Consider the following 17,982-nt stretch of genomic DNA (forward strand, 5'->3'; position numbering starts at 1 on the left):
TTAGGCCTCTTCTTCTTTCGCCTTTGGCTTCCACCGTACAACCCGCCACACATAGACCAGCACGAGCGAGCCGATGGCGACCAGCGCCACCGGGCCGATAAAGGCGTCGAGATTGGCGAACTTGCCGAACCAGGTGCCCGCGCCCGCAAGCGCCGCGATCCAGATTGTCGAGCCCGCGGCGGTCCAGGCGAGGAATTTGAGCTGGTTCATCTTCACCATGCCCGCGGGCAGCGAAACCATCGTGCGCGCGACAGGCATGAAGCGCGCCACGAAGACGATCGCGGGGCCGTGCTTCAGGAAAAAATTATGCAGCCGTTCGACCTCGTTCCAGTCGAGCGTCAGCCAGCGGCCGTGGCGGTCGATGAAGGGCTTCAATCGCTCGTAACCGATCCAGCGGCCGATCGCGTACCAGACATAATTGCCGAGCGTCGTCCCCGCCACGGCGACCGCCACGAGTTTCCAGAAATCGAAGCGCCCCTTGGCGACCGCGATGCCGCCGAGGCCCATGATCACTTCGGACGGGATCGGCGGGAAGACGTTTTCGAGCAACATCAGCACGAAGATGCCCGCATAGCCCCACGACTGGATCAGGTTCAGGATGAAGTCGGTCATACGGAAAGAAACGCCGCGCGAGCCGTCGAAGTTTCCCTTCGCCCTCGATGGGGGAAGGATACGAAGCTTTGCGCCGCAGGCGCTAGGCGTAGTTGGATGGGGGTGATGGTACGTCCTTGCAGGGTGGTGTCGGGACGAGATTGCACCCCCACCGCTGCGAGCAAGGCAGCAAGCTGCCAAGTCTCGCTGCCTCCCCCATCAAGGGGGAGGGGTGACGGTGCTAGGGGCATGGGTCAGCCGATCCGCCTGATGATCGCGTCCCAGATCAGCCCCGCCGTATCGCTGTTGTTGAAGCGGTCGATCGCGACGATCCCGGTGGGCGAGGTGACGTTGATTTCGGTCAGCCATTCGCCGCCGATCACGTCGATGCCGACGAACACCAGCCCGCGTTCGCGCAAGGCCGGGCCCAGCGCGGCGCAGATTTCCTGTTCGCGCGGCGTGAGTTCGGTCGCCTCGGCATAGCCGCCGACCGCGAGGTTCGAGCGGAACTCGCCTTCGCCGGGCTTGCGGTTGATCGCGCCCGCGACCTCGCCGTCGACGAGCACGATGCGCTTGTCGCCCTGGCTGACGCTCGGCAGGAATTGCTGGACCATGAAGGGTTCGGGCCACACCTGCCCGAACAGTTCGACCAGCGCGCCGAGGTTGCCGCCGTCGGCGTCGACCTTGAACACCGCCTTGCCGCCATTGCCGTGGAGCGGCTTGATCACGACGGCGCCGTGGCGCGCCTGGAAATCCTTCACCGCGTCTAGGTCGCGCGTGACCATCGTCGGCGGCATGAATTGGGGGAAGTCGAGCACGAAGACCTTTTCGGGGGCGTTGCGCACCGAAACGGGATCGTTGACGACGAGCGTCTGCCCCGCAAGCCGTTCGAGCAGCCAAGTGCCGGTAAGGTAACCGAGGTCGAAGGGCGGGTCCTGGCGCATCAGCACGACGTCGATATCGCGGCCGAGGTCGAGCAGCACTTCGTCGCCGAATTTGTAATGGGCGCCCGCCTCGCGCTTCGCTTCGAGGACGCGGTGCGCCTTGGTGGTGAGCCGGCCGGCTTCCCAGGTCAGCCCGCGGACGTCGTAATGATAGAGGGTGTAGCCGCGTTCGAGCGCGCTGAGCATCAGGTGGAAACTGCTGTCGCCATTAATGTTGATACCATCCATCGGGTCCATTTGCACCGCGGCGCGCAGGGTCATGCTTTGCTCCATCACAAACAAGCCGTTTGCCCTGAGCTTGTCGAAGGGCCGTTCTTTTCTGCGACGCCGCAAAGAAGGACGGTGCTTCGACAAGCTCAGCACGAACGGGGGAGGGGGCCTCCCGATGTTCGTCCGGCGCCTAAGGCTGCCAGACGTGGACCAGATGGCGTGGCAGGCGCCCCGGCGCAAGGAGCATCACGTCGATCCTGATATCGTCCTGCGGCCGGGCGAAGCGCGGGGACAGCATTTCGGCAGCGGCGGCGACGCGGCGCAGGCGATAATGATCGACCGCGAGGCCGAGGTCTTCGGCCTTGTCGCGCCACTTCACTTCGATGAAGGCGACGGTGCGGCCGCGCCGCGCGACGAGGTCGACCTCGCCGACGGTGACGCGGAGCCGCTGGCCAAGGATGCGCCAGCCGTGGAGGCGCAGCCACCAGGCGGCGCGGCGCTCGGCCTTGCGCCCGCGCGCCTCGGCCTCCGCGCGTTTCACCCGGCGTCCCTGAGGGCTAGTGCGCGGGCGTAGACGTCATGGCGGTCGAGCCCGAAGCGTTTGGCGATGGCCTTTGCTGCCTGCGCGACGGGCCTATCGGCCATCGCATCGCGCAGCGCGGCGTCGAGCGTGGCGTCGTCGGCCTCTTCGGCGACGACCTCGCCCGGCGGGCCGACGACGATCACGATCTCGCCCTTGGGCGGCGCGTCGGCGTAGCGCGCCGACAACTCGCTGAGCGTGCCGGTGACGCACTCCTCGTAGAGCTTGCTGATCTCGCGCGCGACCGCCGCCTCGCGGTCGCCGAGTCCCTCGGCCAGCGCCGCGAGCGCCGCCGACAGCCGCGGCCCGCTTTCGTAAAAAACAAGACTGGCGCGCAGCCCCCCGAATTCGGCGATGGTGTCGGCGCGCGCCTTGGCCTTGTTCGGCAGGAAACCCGCGAAGAGGAAGCGGTCGCTCGGCAGCCCCGACAGCGTGATCGCGGCGATCGCGGCGCAGGGGCCGGGCAGGGTGGTCACGTGCCGCCCCGCCGCGCGCGCGTCGCGGACCAGCTTGTAGCCCGGATCGCTGATCAGCGGGGTGCCGGCGTCGCTGACCAGCACGACGACTTCGCTCTCCATCCGCGCAACCAGCGCGGCGCGGGTGCGTTCGTCGCTATGGTCGTGATAGGGGGTCATCGAAATCCGCAAGCCCAGGTGCGCCAGCAGCTTCGCCGTCACACGCGTGTCTTCGGCGGCGATCACATCGGCGTGCGCCAGCGTCGCCGCGGCGCGCGGGGTGATGTCGCCGAGGTTGCCGATGGGGGTCGCGACGATATAGAGACCGGGCAAGGGAGAATCTGAGATGGTGGATTTCGGCATGACGCAGCAGATGGCAGAAACTGCGGCGCAGCGCCAAAAAATTGCGTCGCCGCGGCGGCACATGCTGCGGATGGCAGCGACGATCGCGATGGCGGGCTTCCTCGCGGCGTGTCAGGTGGTGCCGAAGGCCGAGGGGCCGGTCGCGCCGCCGCCGCCCGAGCGTCCGCCTGAAACGGGGATCGAGCCCGGGCTGCCCACCGACACCGACCGCCACCGCGTCGCGCTGCTGGTGCCGCAGACGGGTCCCAACGCCGACGTCGGCAATGCGATCGCCAACGCGACGACGCTGGCACTGCTCGACACCAGGACCGAGCGCGTGCGCATCACCACCTATGACACGGCGCTCGGCGCAGGGGCGGCGGCGCGGCAGGCGATCGCCGACGGCAACAAGCTGATCCTCGGCCCACTTTTGACCGAGGACGTTACCGCGGTCGCGCCGATCGCGCGCGAGGCGAAGATACCGGTGCTGAGCTTCTCGAACGACAGCGGCGTCGCGGGCAACGGCGTCTTCATCATGGGCTTTGTTCCCGGCCAGTCGGTCGAGCGCGTCGTGGCCTATGCGCGCAGCAAGGGGCATGCCCGTTTCGGCGCGCTGGTGCCCAAGAATGTCTATGGCGACCGCTCGGCGGCGGCGTTCCGCGCGGCGGTGACCGAAGCTGGCGGCACGCTCGTCGCGGTCGAAAGCTATGACCGCAGCGCGACCGCGCTGACCGGCGCGGCGCGGCGGATCGCCAATGCCGGTGCGATGGACGCGGTGCTGATCGCCGATTCGGGCGCCAACGCCATCCGCGCGGTACCGATCGTGAAGGGCGCCGGCGGCAAACAGATCCTCGGGACCGAGCTGTGGAACACCGAGGCGACGCTGGGCAGCAACGCTGCGATGCGCGGGTCGTGGTTCGCCAGCGTGTCGGACGGCCTCTATGGCCAGATGGCGGGCAACTATCGCACGCGCTACGGCCGCGCGCCGTACCGGCTGGCGAGCCTGGGGTATGATTCGGTGCTGCTGACGGTGCGCATCGCGCGCGAATGGAAGCCGGGGACGGCGTTCCCCGCGAGCCGGCTGCTGTCGGCCGACGGTTTCGGCGGGATCGACGGGATTTTCCGCTTCAACAACCGCGGCATCGCGATGCGCGCGCTCGAGGTCAGCGAGGTCGGCGCCGGCGGCTTCCGCGTCATCGACCCCGCGCCGACCAAATGGCCCGACGCCAAGTGACGCCCGGGCGGTAGTGGCATAGCCGCCACAGTCGGCGAAAAAGCGGCAGCGCGGCGACGTGCGCAGCCTTTACGCTGGCCGCGCGTTCACTATATGAGCATGGCGCGCGCGACGCATTGATTCCGCGCGTCCCTATAACGACCAGGAGATACAGCTATACCACCGCCCATGACTCGCCGCCCGATGGCGCCGATGCCGCCGAAAAACGGCCCGCGATACAATGAATTCATCGCCTCCCCCAAAGTCCGCGTGATCGACGAGGAAGGCGAAAATCTGGGCGTGATGCTGACGGCCGAGGCCATCGAGCAGGCCGCGTCGGTCGGGCTGGACCTGGTCGAAGTGTCGCCGAACGCCGATCCGCCGGTGTGCAAGTTCCTCGACGTCGGCAAGTTCAAATATGAGGCGCAGAAAAAGGCGAACCTCGCGCGCAAGAGCCAGAAGACGCAGGAGATCAAGGAGATCAAGATGCGTCCGAACATCGACGATCATGATTTCGACGTGAAGATGCGCAAGGTGTTCGACTTCCTGGGCGAGGGCGACAAGGTCAAGATGACCATGCGCTTCCGCGGCCGCGAGATGAGCCACACCCAGCTCGGCCTCAACGTGCTGCAGCGCGTCGCCGAGATGACCGCCGAAATCGCCAAGGTCGAGGCGCATCCGCGCACCGAAGGCCGCCAGATGCTGATGGTGCTCGCGCCGAAGTGATCGGGCCTTAGCCGACCGAAAATTCGAGGGCGGTCGTTCCGGTGGAATGGCCGCCTTTTTCGTATCAGCTGCCCCAGTCGTACGTCAGGCTGGTCCGGCCCGTCGTGCGGCCCTGTGCGTCGTAGCGGCGCTCCATCATCATCACCGACCCGGTTTGCGACACCGCGACGAGCGTGCTGCACCGTGTGCCATAGAGTTCGCCCGGCAGGAACAGCGCCGGGGCGTCGCTTTCGGTGAGCGCGGCCATCAGCGCGCCGAAATCGGGATCGGGTTTCTTCGCGTGATGTCGCAGCACGCCGACAAGGCGGTCGGCGCGCGGGCAGGGGGCATCGACGGGCTCGTTGGCGAGCGCGTGAATGCCGCGGTCGAACTCCTCGATCCGCGGCGCCGGGCGATTGCTGAGCAGCCGCGCTTCGTCCGCTGCGATCGCGAACAGGTTGAAGGCGTTGAAGCGGTCAAGGTCGGCGAGGACCGGATCGGCGAAACGCCCGCTGCCGCGCAACATGTCGGTCACTAGCGCGCCGCGCGATTCCTTGTCGGGGTCGGGCAGGGCGCCGCGCACATTGGTCACGACGACGATGCGGCGCTGCTCGGGCTGGACACCGAGCCAGGTGCCGCCCGCCTGCAAGTCGCGCCCCGCGACGATGCCGCTGCCATCGTCCCACTGGTGCAGCGGCGCGGCGGGGCGGCCGTGGAATTCGTCGCGATTGCCCACGAGGATCAGGGGCCAGTCGGGATGGGCACGGTGGGCAAGGGCGACGACGCACATGGGGGGCATATCGGGGGTCGGGGACGCATTGCCAAGGCGGTATCTGGCGCGGATCGGTTTTGGGCGGGTGGTTTCGGGCGTTAGCGGACCTTCCTAATCCTCCCTGCGGCGAAGCCGTGGGGAGGGGGACCGCCGAAGGCGGTGGAGGGGCTGGTGCCCCAAAAACCGTTCGCCTGGGGCCGCTACCCCTCCACCATGCTTCGCATGGTCCCCCTCCCCATCGCTGCGCGACAGGGAGGATTAAGCAGGTCCGCTCCCCACCCCGTTTTCGCCGTTCGGCCTGGCTCGCGGCGCGATGGCAGCAAACGACCGGTTGCGGACGTTGAGAGCTATCTATTCCGATGTCGCAGAGAATTGCGCGGGAGTTAGAACACAGACGCCGGCTTCAGCCATCTCGTGCTTAACGCGCTCATAAACATCGTCGTCTTCGATGATCAAAGCTTGCTTCGAATGCCGATTTACAATCACGAATCTCGGTGGATTTTCACCCTCATTCAATTGGAGGAGAGCCCATCCACTTGATCGGTCATTCCAGAGATACCGATATTTGTTCAACGTCGGCGAAAGCATAATCGATAATAGCAAACTTATGCCAAAGCGGCAACGTCCGCTTCCCACCCCAAACCCGCCCGCCGGCTTCCGTCCACGCAAAGGCTTGACGAACGACTTGATTGAATATTCAATCAAGTCGCTCCGAGATTCGCGAGGGAGGCATGGCATGGCCGACGAATTTGCGACGATGGCGGAAAATCTCCGCACCAAGACGGGCAAGACGCTCGACGAATGGATCGCGGTGGCGCGGGCGAGCGGCATCGGCGCGCATATGGCGCTCGTCAATCATCTGAAGGCCGAGCATGGGCTGGGGCACGGCTATGCCAATATGGTCGTGCACGCCGCCAACGCTTCGTCGTCGTTATCGCAGGACGACAACGCGCTGGTCGACGCCGCGTTCGACGGTGCGAGGGCGCCTTGGCGTCCGCTCTACGACCGGCTGGTGGCGCTTGTGCAACGCTTCGGTGACGACGTCGAACTGGCGCCCAAGAAGGGCTATGTCAGCCTCCGCCGCAAGAAGCAGTTCGCGCTGCTGATGCCCTCGACCAAGGACCGCTTCGACATCGGCCTCGCACTCAAGGGCAAGGAACCAACGGGCAGGCTCGAACTCGCGGGCAGCTGGAATGCGATGGTATCGCACCGCGTGCGGATCGCCGCCGATGCCGAGGCCGACGAGCAGGTCGCGGGCTGGCTGCGCGCCGCCTATGACCGCGCGGGTTAGGAGAGCGCCATGAACGCCGCCGATACGCGGGGCCGCATATTGATGACCGCGATGGAGCTGTTCTGGGAAAAGGGCTACCTCTCGACCTCGGTCAGCGACATTCTCTCGCGCAGCCAGGTCCATTCCGGCAGCCTCTATCATTTTTTCCCCGGCAAGCAGGACGTGCTCGTCGGCGTGCTCGAACTCTATCGCGACGGGATCGACGAGATGCTGCTCGCGCCGAACTGGGAGGGGGTCGACGATCCGATCGAGAAAATCTTCGCCTTGCTCGCGGGTTACCGAACGCATTTGATCGTCACCGACTGCACCTATGGTTGCCCGATCGGCAGCCTCGCGCTCGAGATCCACGAGCCCGACCCGGTGGTGCGCGACCTGATGGCGGCGAACTTCACCAATTGGTCTACCGCCATCGCGGGCTGCTTCGACGCCGCGGCCGATCGCCTGCCGGCGAACACCGACGCCAAGGCGCTCGGCGAGTTCGTGCTGACGGTGATGGAGGGCGCGGTGATGCAGGCGCGCACCTATCGCGACATCGGCTATTTCGACCGCAACATTGCTGTATTGCGCGACTATATCACCACATTGCTGGCGGGCGCAAAATCTGGTAGCTTTGCCTGAGTTTTCCGGAGGGGGAGAAGATCATGACCGACGCTGTAAAGACGCCGTGGCATTTGTGGGTGATCGGCGCGCTGTCCTTGCTGTGGAACGCCTTTCCCGTGGTCGATTTCACGATGACCAATATGCAGAGCGAGGCATGGCTGTCGCAATATAATGAGGCGCAGCGCGCGCTGGTGCTCGGCGCGCCGGCCTGGTCGAACATCTGCTGGGCGCTCGGCGGCTTCGGCTCGTTCCTCGGCTCGCTGCTGCTGGTCTTCCGCTCGCGCCATGCGCTGACCGCGTTCCTCGTCTCGGCGGTGGGGCTCGCCGGGGTGACCTATTACCAGCTCGTCGCGAACGGCGCGGCGTTCCGGGAGGCGCTGGGCGACGTGCCGCTGTATATCAGCATCACCATCTGGGTGATCCTGCTCGCGCTGATCTTCTACGCGCGCGCGATGAAGGCAAGGGGCGTGCTGCGTTAGGCAAGAAAGGGTTTAGGGTAGTTCCTGAACCACCCTATATTTCCGTTCGTGTCGAGCGACGTCGAGACACGTGAAGGCACGCGCCACTTCGGCGTGTCTCGACTTCGCTCGACACGGACGGGATTTGTGGGGTGGTTTGCGACCAAAACGTGTCGCAGCCGATCGGCTACTCCAACTCGCCCAATCCCAGCGTCGCCAGCAACGCCCCGCGCGCCCGCCGCACATCGGCGGTCAGCCCGGCCGAGCCCAGGTCGCCCGCGACGATCGCCTCGGGCCAGTGCTTCGCCACCACCTCCGAAATCCGGTCGAGCATATCCGCATCGGCCATGAAGCGCGGATCCACCGCGTTGGGATCGGCAACGACGCGCAGCCGCAGGCAAGCCGGGCCGCCGCCGTTCGCCATCGACTGGCGGACGTCGACGGGCAGCAGGCGGCGGATCGGGCCGTTGCCCGCGACATGCGCCTCCAGCCAGTTCCACACCGCGGGGATCGCCTGCGCCTCGGTCGGCAGCACGAGGCCCATGCCGCCGCCGTCTGACAGCGACACCAGCTGCGCGTTGAACAGATAGGACTTGATCGCATCGGGCAGGCTCACCGCCTCGGCGGGCACCTCGACGATCTCGACCGACGGAAACGCCGCGCGAATCTCTGCATGCGCGGCGTCGCGGTCGTGGAAGGCGGTTTCGTGGGTGAAGAGCACGCGCTCGTTGGCGACCGCGACGACGTCGTTGTGGAAGGCGCCGCCCTGGATCGCGGTGTCCGACTGGCGGATGAAGAGCGTGCGCTTCGGGTCGAGCCGGTGGTGGCGCGCGATCGCCTTCGATGCGTCGAGATGCTGGCGCGCGGGGAAGCGCCCGCCGCCCACGCCATAGACGAAGATCTCGACCCCCGGCGAGCCATGGCCGTCGCAGAGGCGCATATGGTTCGCAGCCCCTTCATCGCCGAAGGGCGCGGGCACCGGGCCGTGCACCGCGAAGGCGGGGTTCGCGAAGGCGAGCTTCAGCTGCTTCAGCGTGCCCTGCCACTCGTGGCTGCGGTGCGGCATGGTGACCAGGTTCGCGACCGTGAGGTGGCATTTGCCATCGCCGCTGTCGGGCGCGGGGGAGACCGTCGCGGCATTGGCGGCCCACATCGACGAGGCCGACCAGGCCTGCGCGCGCAGATGCGGCTCGGCGGCATCGAGCGTCGTCCCGAGCACCTCGAGCCACGCGGCATCGGGCCGGTCGAGCGGGCAAAAGAAACCCTGCGGCAGCCCGAGCGCCAAATTGTGGCGCATCTTGTCGAGGCCCTGCAGCGCCGCGGCGCGCGGCTGCGACACATCGCCGGCGTTGCTCACCGACGCGATATTGCCGCGGCTGAGCCCGGCGTAGTTGTGCGTCGGGCCGATGATCCCGTCGAAATTGATCTCGGTCAGCATCAGCGCGCGATCCAGCTGATCGCGTCGCCCGCACCGACGCCCAATATGCGCGCGGTGTCGGCGTCGATCGTGCCGTCGGCGCCGACCTTGCCGAAACAGCAGCGGAAATCGGCGAGCCGCCCGGCCGCGACCAGCGCATCCTCGCCGCCGTCGCGGACCCCGGTCACCTCGACATGCCGGGCGTCGCGGACGCTCGCGACCTGGTCGGTGCGCGCGGTCATCGTCGGGCCGCCGTCGAAGATGTCGACGTAGTTTTCGAAGGCGAAGCCCTCATTTTCCAGCATCCGCATTGCGGCGCGCCCGGTCGGGTGCGGCACGCCGATGACGCTGCGTGCATGGTCGCTGAGCATCGCGATATAGACGGGGTGCTTGGGCATCAGGTCGGCGATGAACTGGTTGCCGTGCACCGCGTTGAACTGGTCGGCCTCCTGGAAATTCATCCCGAAGAATTTGCCCGCGACCCCGTCCCAGAAGGGCGAGCCACCCGCCTCGTCGATCACGCCGCGCAGCTCGGCGAGGATGCGGTCGGCGAAGCGCGGGCGGTGGCGCGCAATGAACAGGTAGCGCGAACGCGCGAGCAGCAGCCCGAGCCCGCCGGCGCGCGCCGCGGGGTGCAGGAACAGCCCGCCGACCTCGCTCGCGCCGTTGAGGTCGTTGCTCAGCATCAGCACCTGCGCGTGAAAGGTACGGCCGAGCTGCTCGCTATGCTTGCTGTCGGTGCCGATGCGGTAGCTGTAGAAGGGCCAGCGCTGGCCGACCTGCCCGAAAATCTGGCACGTCCCGCGCACTTCGCCGCTGTCGAGATCCTCGAGCATCATGAGGTACAGCTCGTCCGACGGATATTCCTTGTCCGACGCGAAACTCGCCTCGGTGCGTTCGAGCTTGGCGCGCAAGGCCTTTTTGTCGGGGGGCAGGTTGGTAAAGCCGCCGCCGGTCAGCTTCGCCATCTCGTAAATGCTCTGCAAATCGCCCGGCTTGGCCGCCCGGATCACATAATTCACACCGTCCCCCGTTCCGCTATTCTCATCATGGTCAGCGCCGACAATTGCGCCCGTTCGGCCAGGCTGTCGACGATCAGAAATTCGTCCGAACTATGAATGGCGCCGCCGCGCGGGCCCATGGTGTCGACCACGGGCACGCCGCACGCCGCGATATTGTTGCCGTCGCACACCCCACCCGTCGCGTTCCAGCTGATCGGCGGCAGGCCGAGCGCCGTGCCGCAGTCGCGCACCAGCTCGAACAGGCGCGTCGCCGCGGCGTCGAGCGGCTTGGGCGGGCGGTTGAAGCCGCCGTGGAGGTGGCAATGCACGTCATGCTCACGCGACACCGAGGCGATCGCATCGCGCAGCGCCGCTTCGGCCGCGACCATCGCCGCGGGGGTCGAGGGGCGCATGTTGACGCGCAGGATCGCGCTGTCGGGCACGACATTGTTCGGGCCGCCGCCGTCGATCTTCGCGGGATTGACCTTGAGCTCGGGCGATTTGAGCTTCGCCAGCCGCAGCGCAAGGTCGGCGGCGGCGAGCAGCGCGTTGCGCCCGTCGTCGGGGTTGCGCCCGGCGTGCGCCGACAGCCCGTGGACGGTGACGCTGAAATTGCCGCTCCCCGGCCGCGCCCCCGCGAGCGTGCCGTCGGGCAGAGCGGGTTCGTAGGTCAACGCGGCGGTCTTACCTTTCGCGAGCTGCGCGATCAGCGCGGCGGAGGCGTGGCTGCCCGTCTCCTCGTCGCTGTTGATCATCACATCGTAACCGACGCGCTCCGCGAGCGGCGAGGCTTCGAGCGCGGTCAGCGCGGCGAGGATCACCGAAATCCCCGCCTTCATGTCGGCGGTGCCGGGGCCGTTGAGCACCCCAGGCTCCAGCCACTGCAATGTCTGGAACGGATGATCGGCGGCGAACACCGTGTCCATATGCCCGGTGAGCAGCAACTGCACCGGCGCCTGGGGCCGCACGCGCAGGTGCAGATGGTCGCCGCGCTGGGTGGTCTTTAGATTCCCTGCGGCATCGACGCTCTCGACCGGATCGGGCGCGACGAGCCGGATGTCGCCGGGCAGCGCCGCAAAGCTGTCGGCGAGCATCCCCGCCACGGTCTTCAGCCCCGCGAGGTTCCCGGTGCCGCTATTCACCGCCGCCCAGCGCTCGACCTGCGACAGCATCGGCGCATCGGCGGCGACGTCGAGCGTCGCGCTTTCGGGGGCGGTGAGGGCGGTCATCGAACCGCTATAGCGAGCGGGAAAGGGCTTTTGCACCCCCCGCATCGCGCGATGCTATGGCGCTTTCGCGGCCGGCTTGAGCAGCGACGTATAACCGTGCAATTGCAGGGCCTTACGCGGGGACAATTCGGACGCGAGGCGCGCGAGTTCGGCTTCGGCCTGCTTCGCCTTGCCCAGCGCGAACAGGCTCCGCGCCCGCTCGACGCGCGCGCGCTGGCGGACGTCGAGATTGCCGAAGGGATCGAAGAAGCTGTCGATCCGCGCGCCGTCCTTGACGCCGTTCCAGGTAAAGGGCGTCGCCGCGGCGGGATCGGCGGCGATCGCCTCGTAACGCCGCGCCGCTTCCGCCGGCGCGACCCTGCCGGTCAGCAGCGCGTGACGCGTCGCGAACAATTTGCCCTCCGGGGTGGTGCTGCCGAAATCGGTCAGCACGCGCCCCACCCAGTCCCAATTCACATTGCCGGTACCCGCCTGCATGCCGAGCAGGTTAAAGGCGAGGATCGCGCCGCGATGCGCCTGCGTCGTGGCGGCGCGCACTGCCGCTTCGTCGGGCCGCCCGAGGCTCGACGGCGCGACCAGCTCGATCGTCGCGTCGTGGCCGAGAATGGCTTCGATGTCGGGCTTGTGGAAATAGCCGACGACCACGACCAGCGTTTGGCCCGGCCGCGCTTTCGCGGCGGCGCGGATGCGCTGCGCCTGCATATAGGTGCGGTAGAGATAAAGGCGGCGCGGCAAGTCGCGGTCGGCGCGCGGCGCGGGCTCGCCGGCCCATTTCTGCAGCGGCGCCAGCGCCGCCGGATCCTCGGCGGCAAAGAAATCCCACGCCAGCGTCTTGGTATCGGGAAAGGTCAGAAAGCCCTGGAACCCCTGCGGCTTGCGGATTTCGGGCGGGGTATCGAGGTCGAGCCCGAAACCGAGCAGCTGGTCGTCCATCGGCGGGGTCCAGTCGATCGGGCAGAGCTCGGTCCCCCGCGCCGCGGCCCAGGGCAGGATCACGCCCTGCACCTCATAGGTGAACTCGTAATAATCGCCGCGCGAGGCCTGTTCGGGCGGACGTTCGATACACACCGCGTCGGGCTTTGCCATGTCGAGCCAGGCGGCGAGGGTGCCCGGCTGGTCCTGTTCGGCGACGAGCTGGGCGGTGTGGTCGACGCCGAGGATCGCGACGCGCGTCTTCGCCTCTGCCGCCGCCGCGAGCCGGGGCAGCGCCGCGGCGCAAATCAGCATGGCGAGGAGGGCGGCGGCGCGGCGGCGTATCGATGGCGGCACGGTCGGTCTTTCGATGGGGGCGGGGCGTTCGCATAGCATGGCGCTGCGGCGCGGCAAGCGCCGCCCCGGCCGGGCGGGATCGCGTGGCCGGGTGAGCGGGCTGGCGGCAGCGGCGTTCAGCGTCCGCGCGCGAACCAGATGATGTGGCGGCCGCCCTTGCCGCTGCTCCGCGCGCGGACGGAGACTTCCTCGACCGCGAAGCCCGCCTCTTTCAGCCGCCGCGCAAAGCCCGCGTCGGGCGCCGCCGACCAGATCGCGAGGATGCCGCCCGGCCGCAGCGCCGCTTTGGCGCGCGCCAGCCCCGCCATCGAATAGATACGGTCGTTGCCCTCGCGCGTCAGCCCGTCGGGCCCGTTGTCGACGTCGAGCAATATCGCGTCGTACCGCCGCACCGCGCTGCCGATCACCGCACCGACATCGTCCAGCGCGACATCGACGCGCGGATCATCGAGGCAGCCCGCGGTCAGGTCCGCCATCGGCCCCTTCGCCCAGTCGATCACCTCGGGCACCAGCTCGGCGACGGTCACCCGCGCCTCGGGGCCCAGCCGCGCGAGCGCCGCGCGCAGCGTAAAGCCCATGCCATAGCCGCCGATCAGCAGGTGCGGCGCGGCGTTCCTCCCCAGCCGGTCGCACGCCATCTCGGCCAGCGCTTCCTCGGACCCGCTCATCCGGCTGGTCATCAGCTCGCTATGGCCGAGCGTGATGAAATAATCGGCGCCGCGCTGGAACAGGCTGAGTACATCTCCGTCGGGAACGGGCGCGGTGGCAAGGAGGATGCGCGGGGTCATGGCGGGGCTATAGGCGGCGGGGCTCGGTTTGGCACCCCTTGGCGGAGCGGCCGCGATAGCGCCGGGCGGCGAGGGCGGTTTTCAGCCGGGGGGCAACGTTAAGGATGCTCGCCATCGCAGGTCGATAGGGAGGTCTTCAGGGCGGCTTTCCACCCAAAGCCGCCCTTCGTCGCCGGTGGCCGCCCGCCTCATATTCTGCAACAAGGGCCGCAGGGGGATTTTCCAATGGGCAGTAGCAGATATCTGAACCGGTCGACGCCGGGGGTCTATATCACCGAGGTCGATGCCTTCGGCAGCGCCATCGTCGGCGTCGCGACCGCGGTGGCGGTCTTCGTAGGCTATACCGAATTCGCGGGCGACCCGGCGACCGGCACGTCGCTGTACAACACCCCCGTCGCGATCACGTCGATGGCCGACTATGAGGCTTATTTCGGCGGCGCCGACCGGCCGCCCTTCGTTGTCGCGCCCAGCGCGACCGACCCCGCGGGCTTCACCCTTACGCCGCGCCAAGGCGCAGGCCCCGACGGTTTCAACCTGTACCGGCAGATGATGCTCTTTTTCGCCAATGGCGGGGGCAATTGCCATGTCGTCTCGGTGGGCGGCTACCGCGCGGGCGATTATCCGCGGAACGCTGGCGAGATCCGCAACGCGCCGCGCGGTTCGATCGGCGCCGATGCGCTGATAGGTGGGATCAACGCCGCAAGCTATGCGGTCGGGCCGACGATGCTGGTCGTGCCGGAGGCGTGCCAACTGGGCCTCGCCGACTATGGCAAGGTTGCCTGTGCCATGGTGACGCAGGCTGAAAATTTGCAGGACCGCATGGCGATCTTCGACCTGCCGGGCTGCCTCGCCGCCGACAGCTTCGGCGCATTGACCACCGCGCAGGCCGACTTCTGGGACGCGATCGCACCCGCGCTCGCCAGCGCCAGCTATGGCGCCGCCTATGCGCCGGCGGTGCATGCGACGGTCGTCACGACGAACGATATATATTCTACACAGCTGGCAGCGCCCGGCGAAAACGACGCGATCAACGCGATGCTGACCGCAACGGCGGTTTCGCTTTATGAGGGGCCGCAGCTGGCGGCTATTCAGGCGGCGATCGCGACGGCGTTCCCGCCGTCGGCCGGGCTCACCGGCAACGGCCCGCAATATTCGGCCGACGCCTCCAGATATCCGCCGCTCCAGCCGAGCCAGACGCTGGAGCAATGGCAGACATCGCTCGACAATCTGCTCGCCAATACGCTGCCGCTGTACCAACAGATTCAGGAGGCGATGGCCGATGTATTGAACGTCCAGCCCCCCAGCGCCATCATCGCGGGGATATGGGCAAGGAGCGACGCGCAAAACGGCGTGTGGAACACGCCCGCCAATATTGAGCTGGCGTCGGTCGAATCGCCGCTGTGCATGGTGACCGACGACCAGCAAGGCGGTTTCAACGCGCCGGCCAATGGGCTCGCGATCAATATCCTGCGTTTTCTGCGAGATCGGGGGACGGTCGTCTGGGGCGCCCGCACGCTCGACGGCAACAGTCAGGATTACCGCTATATCCAGGTGCGACGCGAGCTGATCTTTATCGAGCAGTCGATCAAGACCGCCCTGCAAGCCTATGTCTTCGCGGCGAACGATCCGACGACCTGGGCGGCGGCGCAAGCCGCGATTTCCGGCTTCCTCACCGGATTGTGGCAGCAGGGCGGGCTGGTCGGCGACACGGCAAGCGATGCCTTTCGGGTGCAATGCGGGTTGGGAACGACGATGACCGCGCAGAATATCCTCGACGGCTATATGATCGTTTCGGTGACGCTGGCGATCACCCACCCCGCCGAATTCATCCAGCTGACCTTCACCCAGACGATGGGCAGTTGAGCCCCCATTGCCAAGCAGCGCACTTCGCGGCATAGGGCGGCGGCCCTTTCCTCCCCGGGTCCACTGGCGCTTGGCGCCGAACCAAAGGGTGCTTTAATGACCGAATTTCTGGACCGCCACGGGCTGTCGATCGATGCGCGGCTGGTCGATTTCGTGCAGGATCGCGCGCTGCCCGGCACGGGGCTCGACGCCGACCGATTCTGGGCCGATTTCGCGGCGCTGCTCGGCAAATTCGCGCCCGAAAATGTCGCGCTGCTCGCCAAGCGCGAACAGCTGCAGGCCCAGATCGACGCCTGGCATATCGAGCGGGCGGGGCAACCCCACGATCCGGCCGCCTATCAGGCCTTCCTGCGCGAGATCGGCTATCTCGTCCCCGAACCCGCGCCCTTCGCGGTCGGCACCGCGAATGTCGATCCCGAGATCGCGACGATGGCGGGCCCGCAGCTCGTCGTGCCGGCGCTCAACGCGCGCTTTGCCTTGAACGCCGCCAATGCGCGCTGGGGCAGCCTCTACGACGCCTTCTACGGCACCGACGCGCTCGACGCGCCGCCCGCGAAGCCCGGCGGCTACGATGCCGACCGCGGCGCCGCGGTGATCGCGCGGGCGAAGGCTTTCCTCGACGAGGCAGCACCGCTGGCGTCGGGCAGCTGGGCCGACTGGACCGGCGGAACCCCCGACCTGGCCGACCCCGCGCAGTTTGTCGGCACCAAGGACGGCGGGCTACTGCTCGAGCATAACGGCCTCCACATCGAACTGGTGATCGACCCCGCGAGCGCGATCGGCAAGACCGACCCCGCGGGCATCGCCGACGTGCTGCTCGAAGCCGCGCTTACGACGATCATCGACCTCGAAGACAGCGTCGCCGCGGTCGACGGCGAGGACAAGGTGCTGGGCTATGCCAACTGGCTCGGGCTGATGCGCGGCGATCTGACCGAAGTGTTCGCCAAGGGCGGCGCGACCGTCACCCGCGCGATGGAGCCCGACCGCGACTGGACCGCGCCCGACGGCAACGCCTTCACCCTGCCGGGGCGCAGCGTGATGTTCGTGCGCAACGTTGGGCATCTGATGACCAACCCGATGGTCAGGCTCGCCGATGGCAGCGAAGCGCCCGAGGGCCTCTGCGACGCGGTGTTTACCAGCCTCTGCTCGCTGCACGATTTGAAGGGTCTCGGCACGCTCAGGAACAGCCGCACGGGCAGCATCTATATCGTCAAGCCCAAGCAGCACGGGCCCCAGGAATGCGGCTTCACCGACCGCCTGTTCGACGCCGTGGAAGACATGCTCGGCCTCGCGCGCCACACGATCAAGGTCGGGGTGATGGATGAGGAGCGCCGGACGTCGGCGAACCTCGCGGCGTGCATTCACGCGGTGAAGGACCGCATCGTCTTCATCAACACCGGCTTCCTCGACCGCACCGGCGACGAGATCCACACCAGCATGCGCGCGGGGCCAATGATACCCAAGGGCGAGATGAAGGCGAGCGACTGGATCGCGAGCTACGAGGATCGCAACGTCCGCATCGGCCTCGCTTGCGGGCTTTCGGGCAAGGCGCAAATCGGCAAGGGCATGTGGGCGATGCCCGACCTGATGCGCGCGATGCTAGACGCCAAGATCGGCCATCCGAAGTCGGGCGCGAACACCGCCTGGGTGCCATCGCCGACCGCCGCGACCTTGCACGCGCTGCATTATCACCAGGTCGATGTGTTCGCACGGCAGAAGGAGATCGCGGGCGAGGCGGTGCCGTCGCTCGATCGCCTGCTCAACATCCCCGTCGCCACCGGCCGCAACTGGAGCGAGGCCGAGCTGACGCGCGAACTCGATAACAATTGCCAGGGTATTTTGGGTTATGTCGTGCGCTGGATCGACCAGGGCGTCGGCTGCTCGAAAGTGCCCGACATCGACGATATCGGCCTGATGGAGGACCGCGCTACGCTGCGGATCAGCAGCCAGGCGCTCGCCAACTGGCTGCTCCACGGCGTGTGCACCCCTGAAAAGGTCGACGTTGCGCTGGCCCGCATGGCGGCCAAAGTGGACATGCAAAACGCGGGCGATCCGCTCTACGAAAAGCTCGCCCCCGACGGTATCGCCTACCAGGCGGCGCGCGCTTTGATCTTCGAGGGCGTGACGCAGCCGTCGGGTTATACCGAGCCGTTGCTGCACGAGTATCGCCGGAAGAAGAAGGCGGCGTAGGGACGGGCGGGGGCCGGCGCTATGCGCGCGAGCGGATACGCCGCCCCATAATCCGTTCGTGTCG

At 67.3% G+C, this 17,982-nt stretch carries 17 protein-coding genes; 7 read left to right on the plus strand and 10 right to left on the minus strand.

Going from position 1 to position 17,982, the window contains the following annotated elements; genetic code table 11:
* The 4 genes from BWQ93_RS00155 to rsmI form a co-directional block, all read right to left on the minus strand.
* On the minus strand, positions 1-612 hold the full coding sequence (locus BWQ93_RS00155; RefSeq protein WP_077028751.1) for a DedA family protein: 612 nt from the start codon (positions 610-612) through the stop codon (positions 1-3).
* Positions 613-845: 233 nt separating this feature from the next.
* Complete coding sequence (gene gshB / locus BWQ93_RS00160) at positions 846-1,796, minus strand: glutathione synthase (RefSeq protein ID WP_077032106.1); 951 nt, start codon at positions 1,794-1,796, stop codon at positions 846-848.
* Between the two features lie 139 nt (positions 1,797-1,935).
* Positions 1,936-2,286: a YraN family protein gene (locus BWQ93_RS00165; RefSeq protein ID WP_077028752.1), complete on the minus strand. Its 351-nt coding sequence runs from the start codon at positions 2,284-2,286 to the stop codon at positions 1,936-1,938.
* Entirely contained in the window at positions 2,283-3,143 is an 861-nt protein-coding gene (gene rsmI, locus BWQ93_RS00170) for a 16S rRNA (cytidine(1402)-2'-O)-methyltransferase (RefSeq protein WP_077028753.1), read from the minus strand. Before rsmI ends, BWQ93_RS00165 begins: the two co-directional genes overlap by 4 nt.
* Before the next feature lie 10 nt (positions 3,144-3,153).
* On the opposite strand from rsmI, the gene BWQ93_RS00175 reads away from it, so the two are divergent.
* Both BWQ93_RS00175 and infC read left to right on the plus strand, forming a co-directional pair.
* Complete coding sequence (locus BWQ93_RS00175) at positions 3,154-4,356, plus strand: penicillin-binding protein activator (protein ID WP_077032107.1); 1,203 nt, start codon at positions 3,154-3,156, stop codon at positions 4,354-4,356.
* A gap of 168 nt (positions 4,357-4,524) precedes the next feature.
* Positions 4,525-5,061: a translation initiation factor IF-3 gene (infC, locus tag BWQ93_RS00180; protein ID WP_077028754.1), complete on the plus strand. Its 537-nt coding sequence runs from the start codon at positions 4,525-4,527 to the stop codon at positions 5,059-5,061.
* Between the two features lie 64 nt (positions 5,062-5,125).
* Here infC and BWQ93_RS00185 read toward each other — a convergent pair whose 3' ends face one another.
* Positions 5,126-5,830, minus strand: a complete 705-nt coding sequence (locus BWQ93_RS00185; RefSeq protein WP_077028755.1) for an NRDE family protein — start codon at positions 5,828-5,830, stop codon at positions 5,126-5,128.
* Positions 5,831-6,548: 718 nt separating this feature from the next.
* Here BWQ93_RS00185 and BWQ93_RS00190 point away from each other — a divergent pair.
* The 3 genes from BWQ93_RS00190 to BWQ93_RS00200 are packed head-to-tail and all read left to right on the plus strand — an operon-like array spanning position 6,549 to position 8,182.
* Positions 6,549-7,103, plus strand: coding sequence for a DUF4287 domain-containing protein (locus tag BWQ93_RS00190; RefSeq protein WP_077028756.1), 555 nt, complete (start codon positions 6,549-6,551; stop codon positions 7,101-7,103).
* 9 nt (positions 7,104-7,112) lie between these two features.
* Positions 7,113-7,721 carry a TetR/AcrR family transcriptional regulator gene (locus BWQ93_RS00195; protein ID WP_077028757.1) on the plus strand — a complete coding sequence of 203 codons (609 nt, stop codon included), beginning with the start codon at positions 7,113-7,115 and terminating at the stop codon, positions 7,719-7,721.
* A 23-nt stretch (positions 7,722-7,744) separates the two neighbouring features.
* Positions 7,745-8,182, plus strand: coding sequence for a hypothetical protein (locus tag BWQ93_RS00200; RefSeq protein ID WP_077028758.1), 438 nt, complete (start codon positions 7,745-7,747; stop codon positions 8,180-8,182).
* A gap of 166 nt (positions 8,183-8,348) precedes the next feature.
* On the opposite strand, the gene BWQ93_RS00205 is transcribed toward BWQ93_RS00200, so the two are convergent.
* The 5 genes from BWQ93_RS00205 to BWQ93_RS00225 form a co-directional block, all read right to left on the minus strand.
* Positions 8,349-9,602, minus strand: a complete 1,254-nt coding sequence (locus tag BWQ93_RS00205; protein ID WP_077028759.1) for an N-succinylarginine dihydrolase — start codon at positions 9,600-9,602, stop codon at positions 8,349-8,351.
* Positions 9,599-10,600, minus strand: a complete 1,002-nt coding sequence (locus BWQ93_RS00210) for an arginine N-succinyltransferase (RefSeq protein WP_077028760.1) — start codon at positions 10,598-10,600, stop codon at positions 9,599-9,601. Before BWQ93_RS00210 ends, BWQ93_RS00205 begins: the two co-directional genes overlap by 4 nt.
* Complete coding sequence (locus BWQ93_RS00215; RefSeq protein WP_077028761.1) at positions 10,597-11,808, minus strand: hydrolase; 1,212 nt, start codon at positions 11,806-11,808, stop codon at positions 10,597-10,599. The genes BWQ93_RS00210 and BWQ93_RS00215 overlap by 4 nt, the downstream gene beginning before the upstream one ends.
* Positions 11,809-11,862: 54 nt before the next feature.
* Positions 11,863-13,077, minus strand: a complete 1,215-nt coding sequence (locus BWQ93_RS00220; protein WP_198040439.1) for a hypothetical protein — start codon at positions 13,075-13,077, stop codon at positions 11,863-11,865.
* A gap of 116 nt (positions 13,078-13,193) precedes the next feature.
* On the minus strand, positions 13,194-13,865 hold the full coding sequence (locus BWQ93_RS00225; protein WP_077028763.1) for a spermidine synthase: 672 nt from the start codon (positions 13,863-13,865) through the stop codon (positions 13,194-13,196).
* A 225-nt stretch (positions 13,866-14,090) separates the two neighbouring features.
* Here BWQ93_RS00225 and BWQ93_RS00230 point away from each other — a divergent pair, with 225 nt between their 5' ends.
* Together BWQ93_RS00230 and BWQ93_RS00235 are read left to right on the plus strand one after the other, a co-directional pair.
* Entirely contained in the window at positions 14,091-15,728 is a 1,638-nt protein-coding gene (locus tag BWQ93_RS00230) for a phage tail sheath family protein (RefSeq protein ID WP_077028764.1), read from the plus strand.
* A gap of 96 nt (positions 15,729-15,824) precedes the next feature.
* Positions 15,825-17,918: a malate synthase G gene (locus BWQ93_RS00235; protein ID WP_077028765.1), complete on the plus strand. Its 2,094-nt coding sequence runs from the start codon at positions 15,825-15,827 to the stop codon at positions 17,916-17,918.
* Positions 17,919-17,982: the final 64 nt, after the last annotated feature.

This window comes from Sphingopyxis sp. QXT-31, from assembly GCF_001984035.1.
In the GTDB taxonomy this organism is placed as follows: domain Bacteria; phylum Pseudomonadota; class Alphaproteobacteria; order Sphingomonadales; family Sphingomonadaceae; genus Sphingopyxis.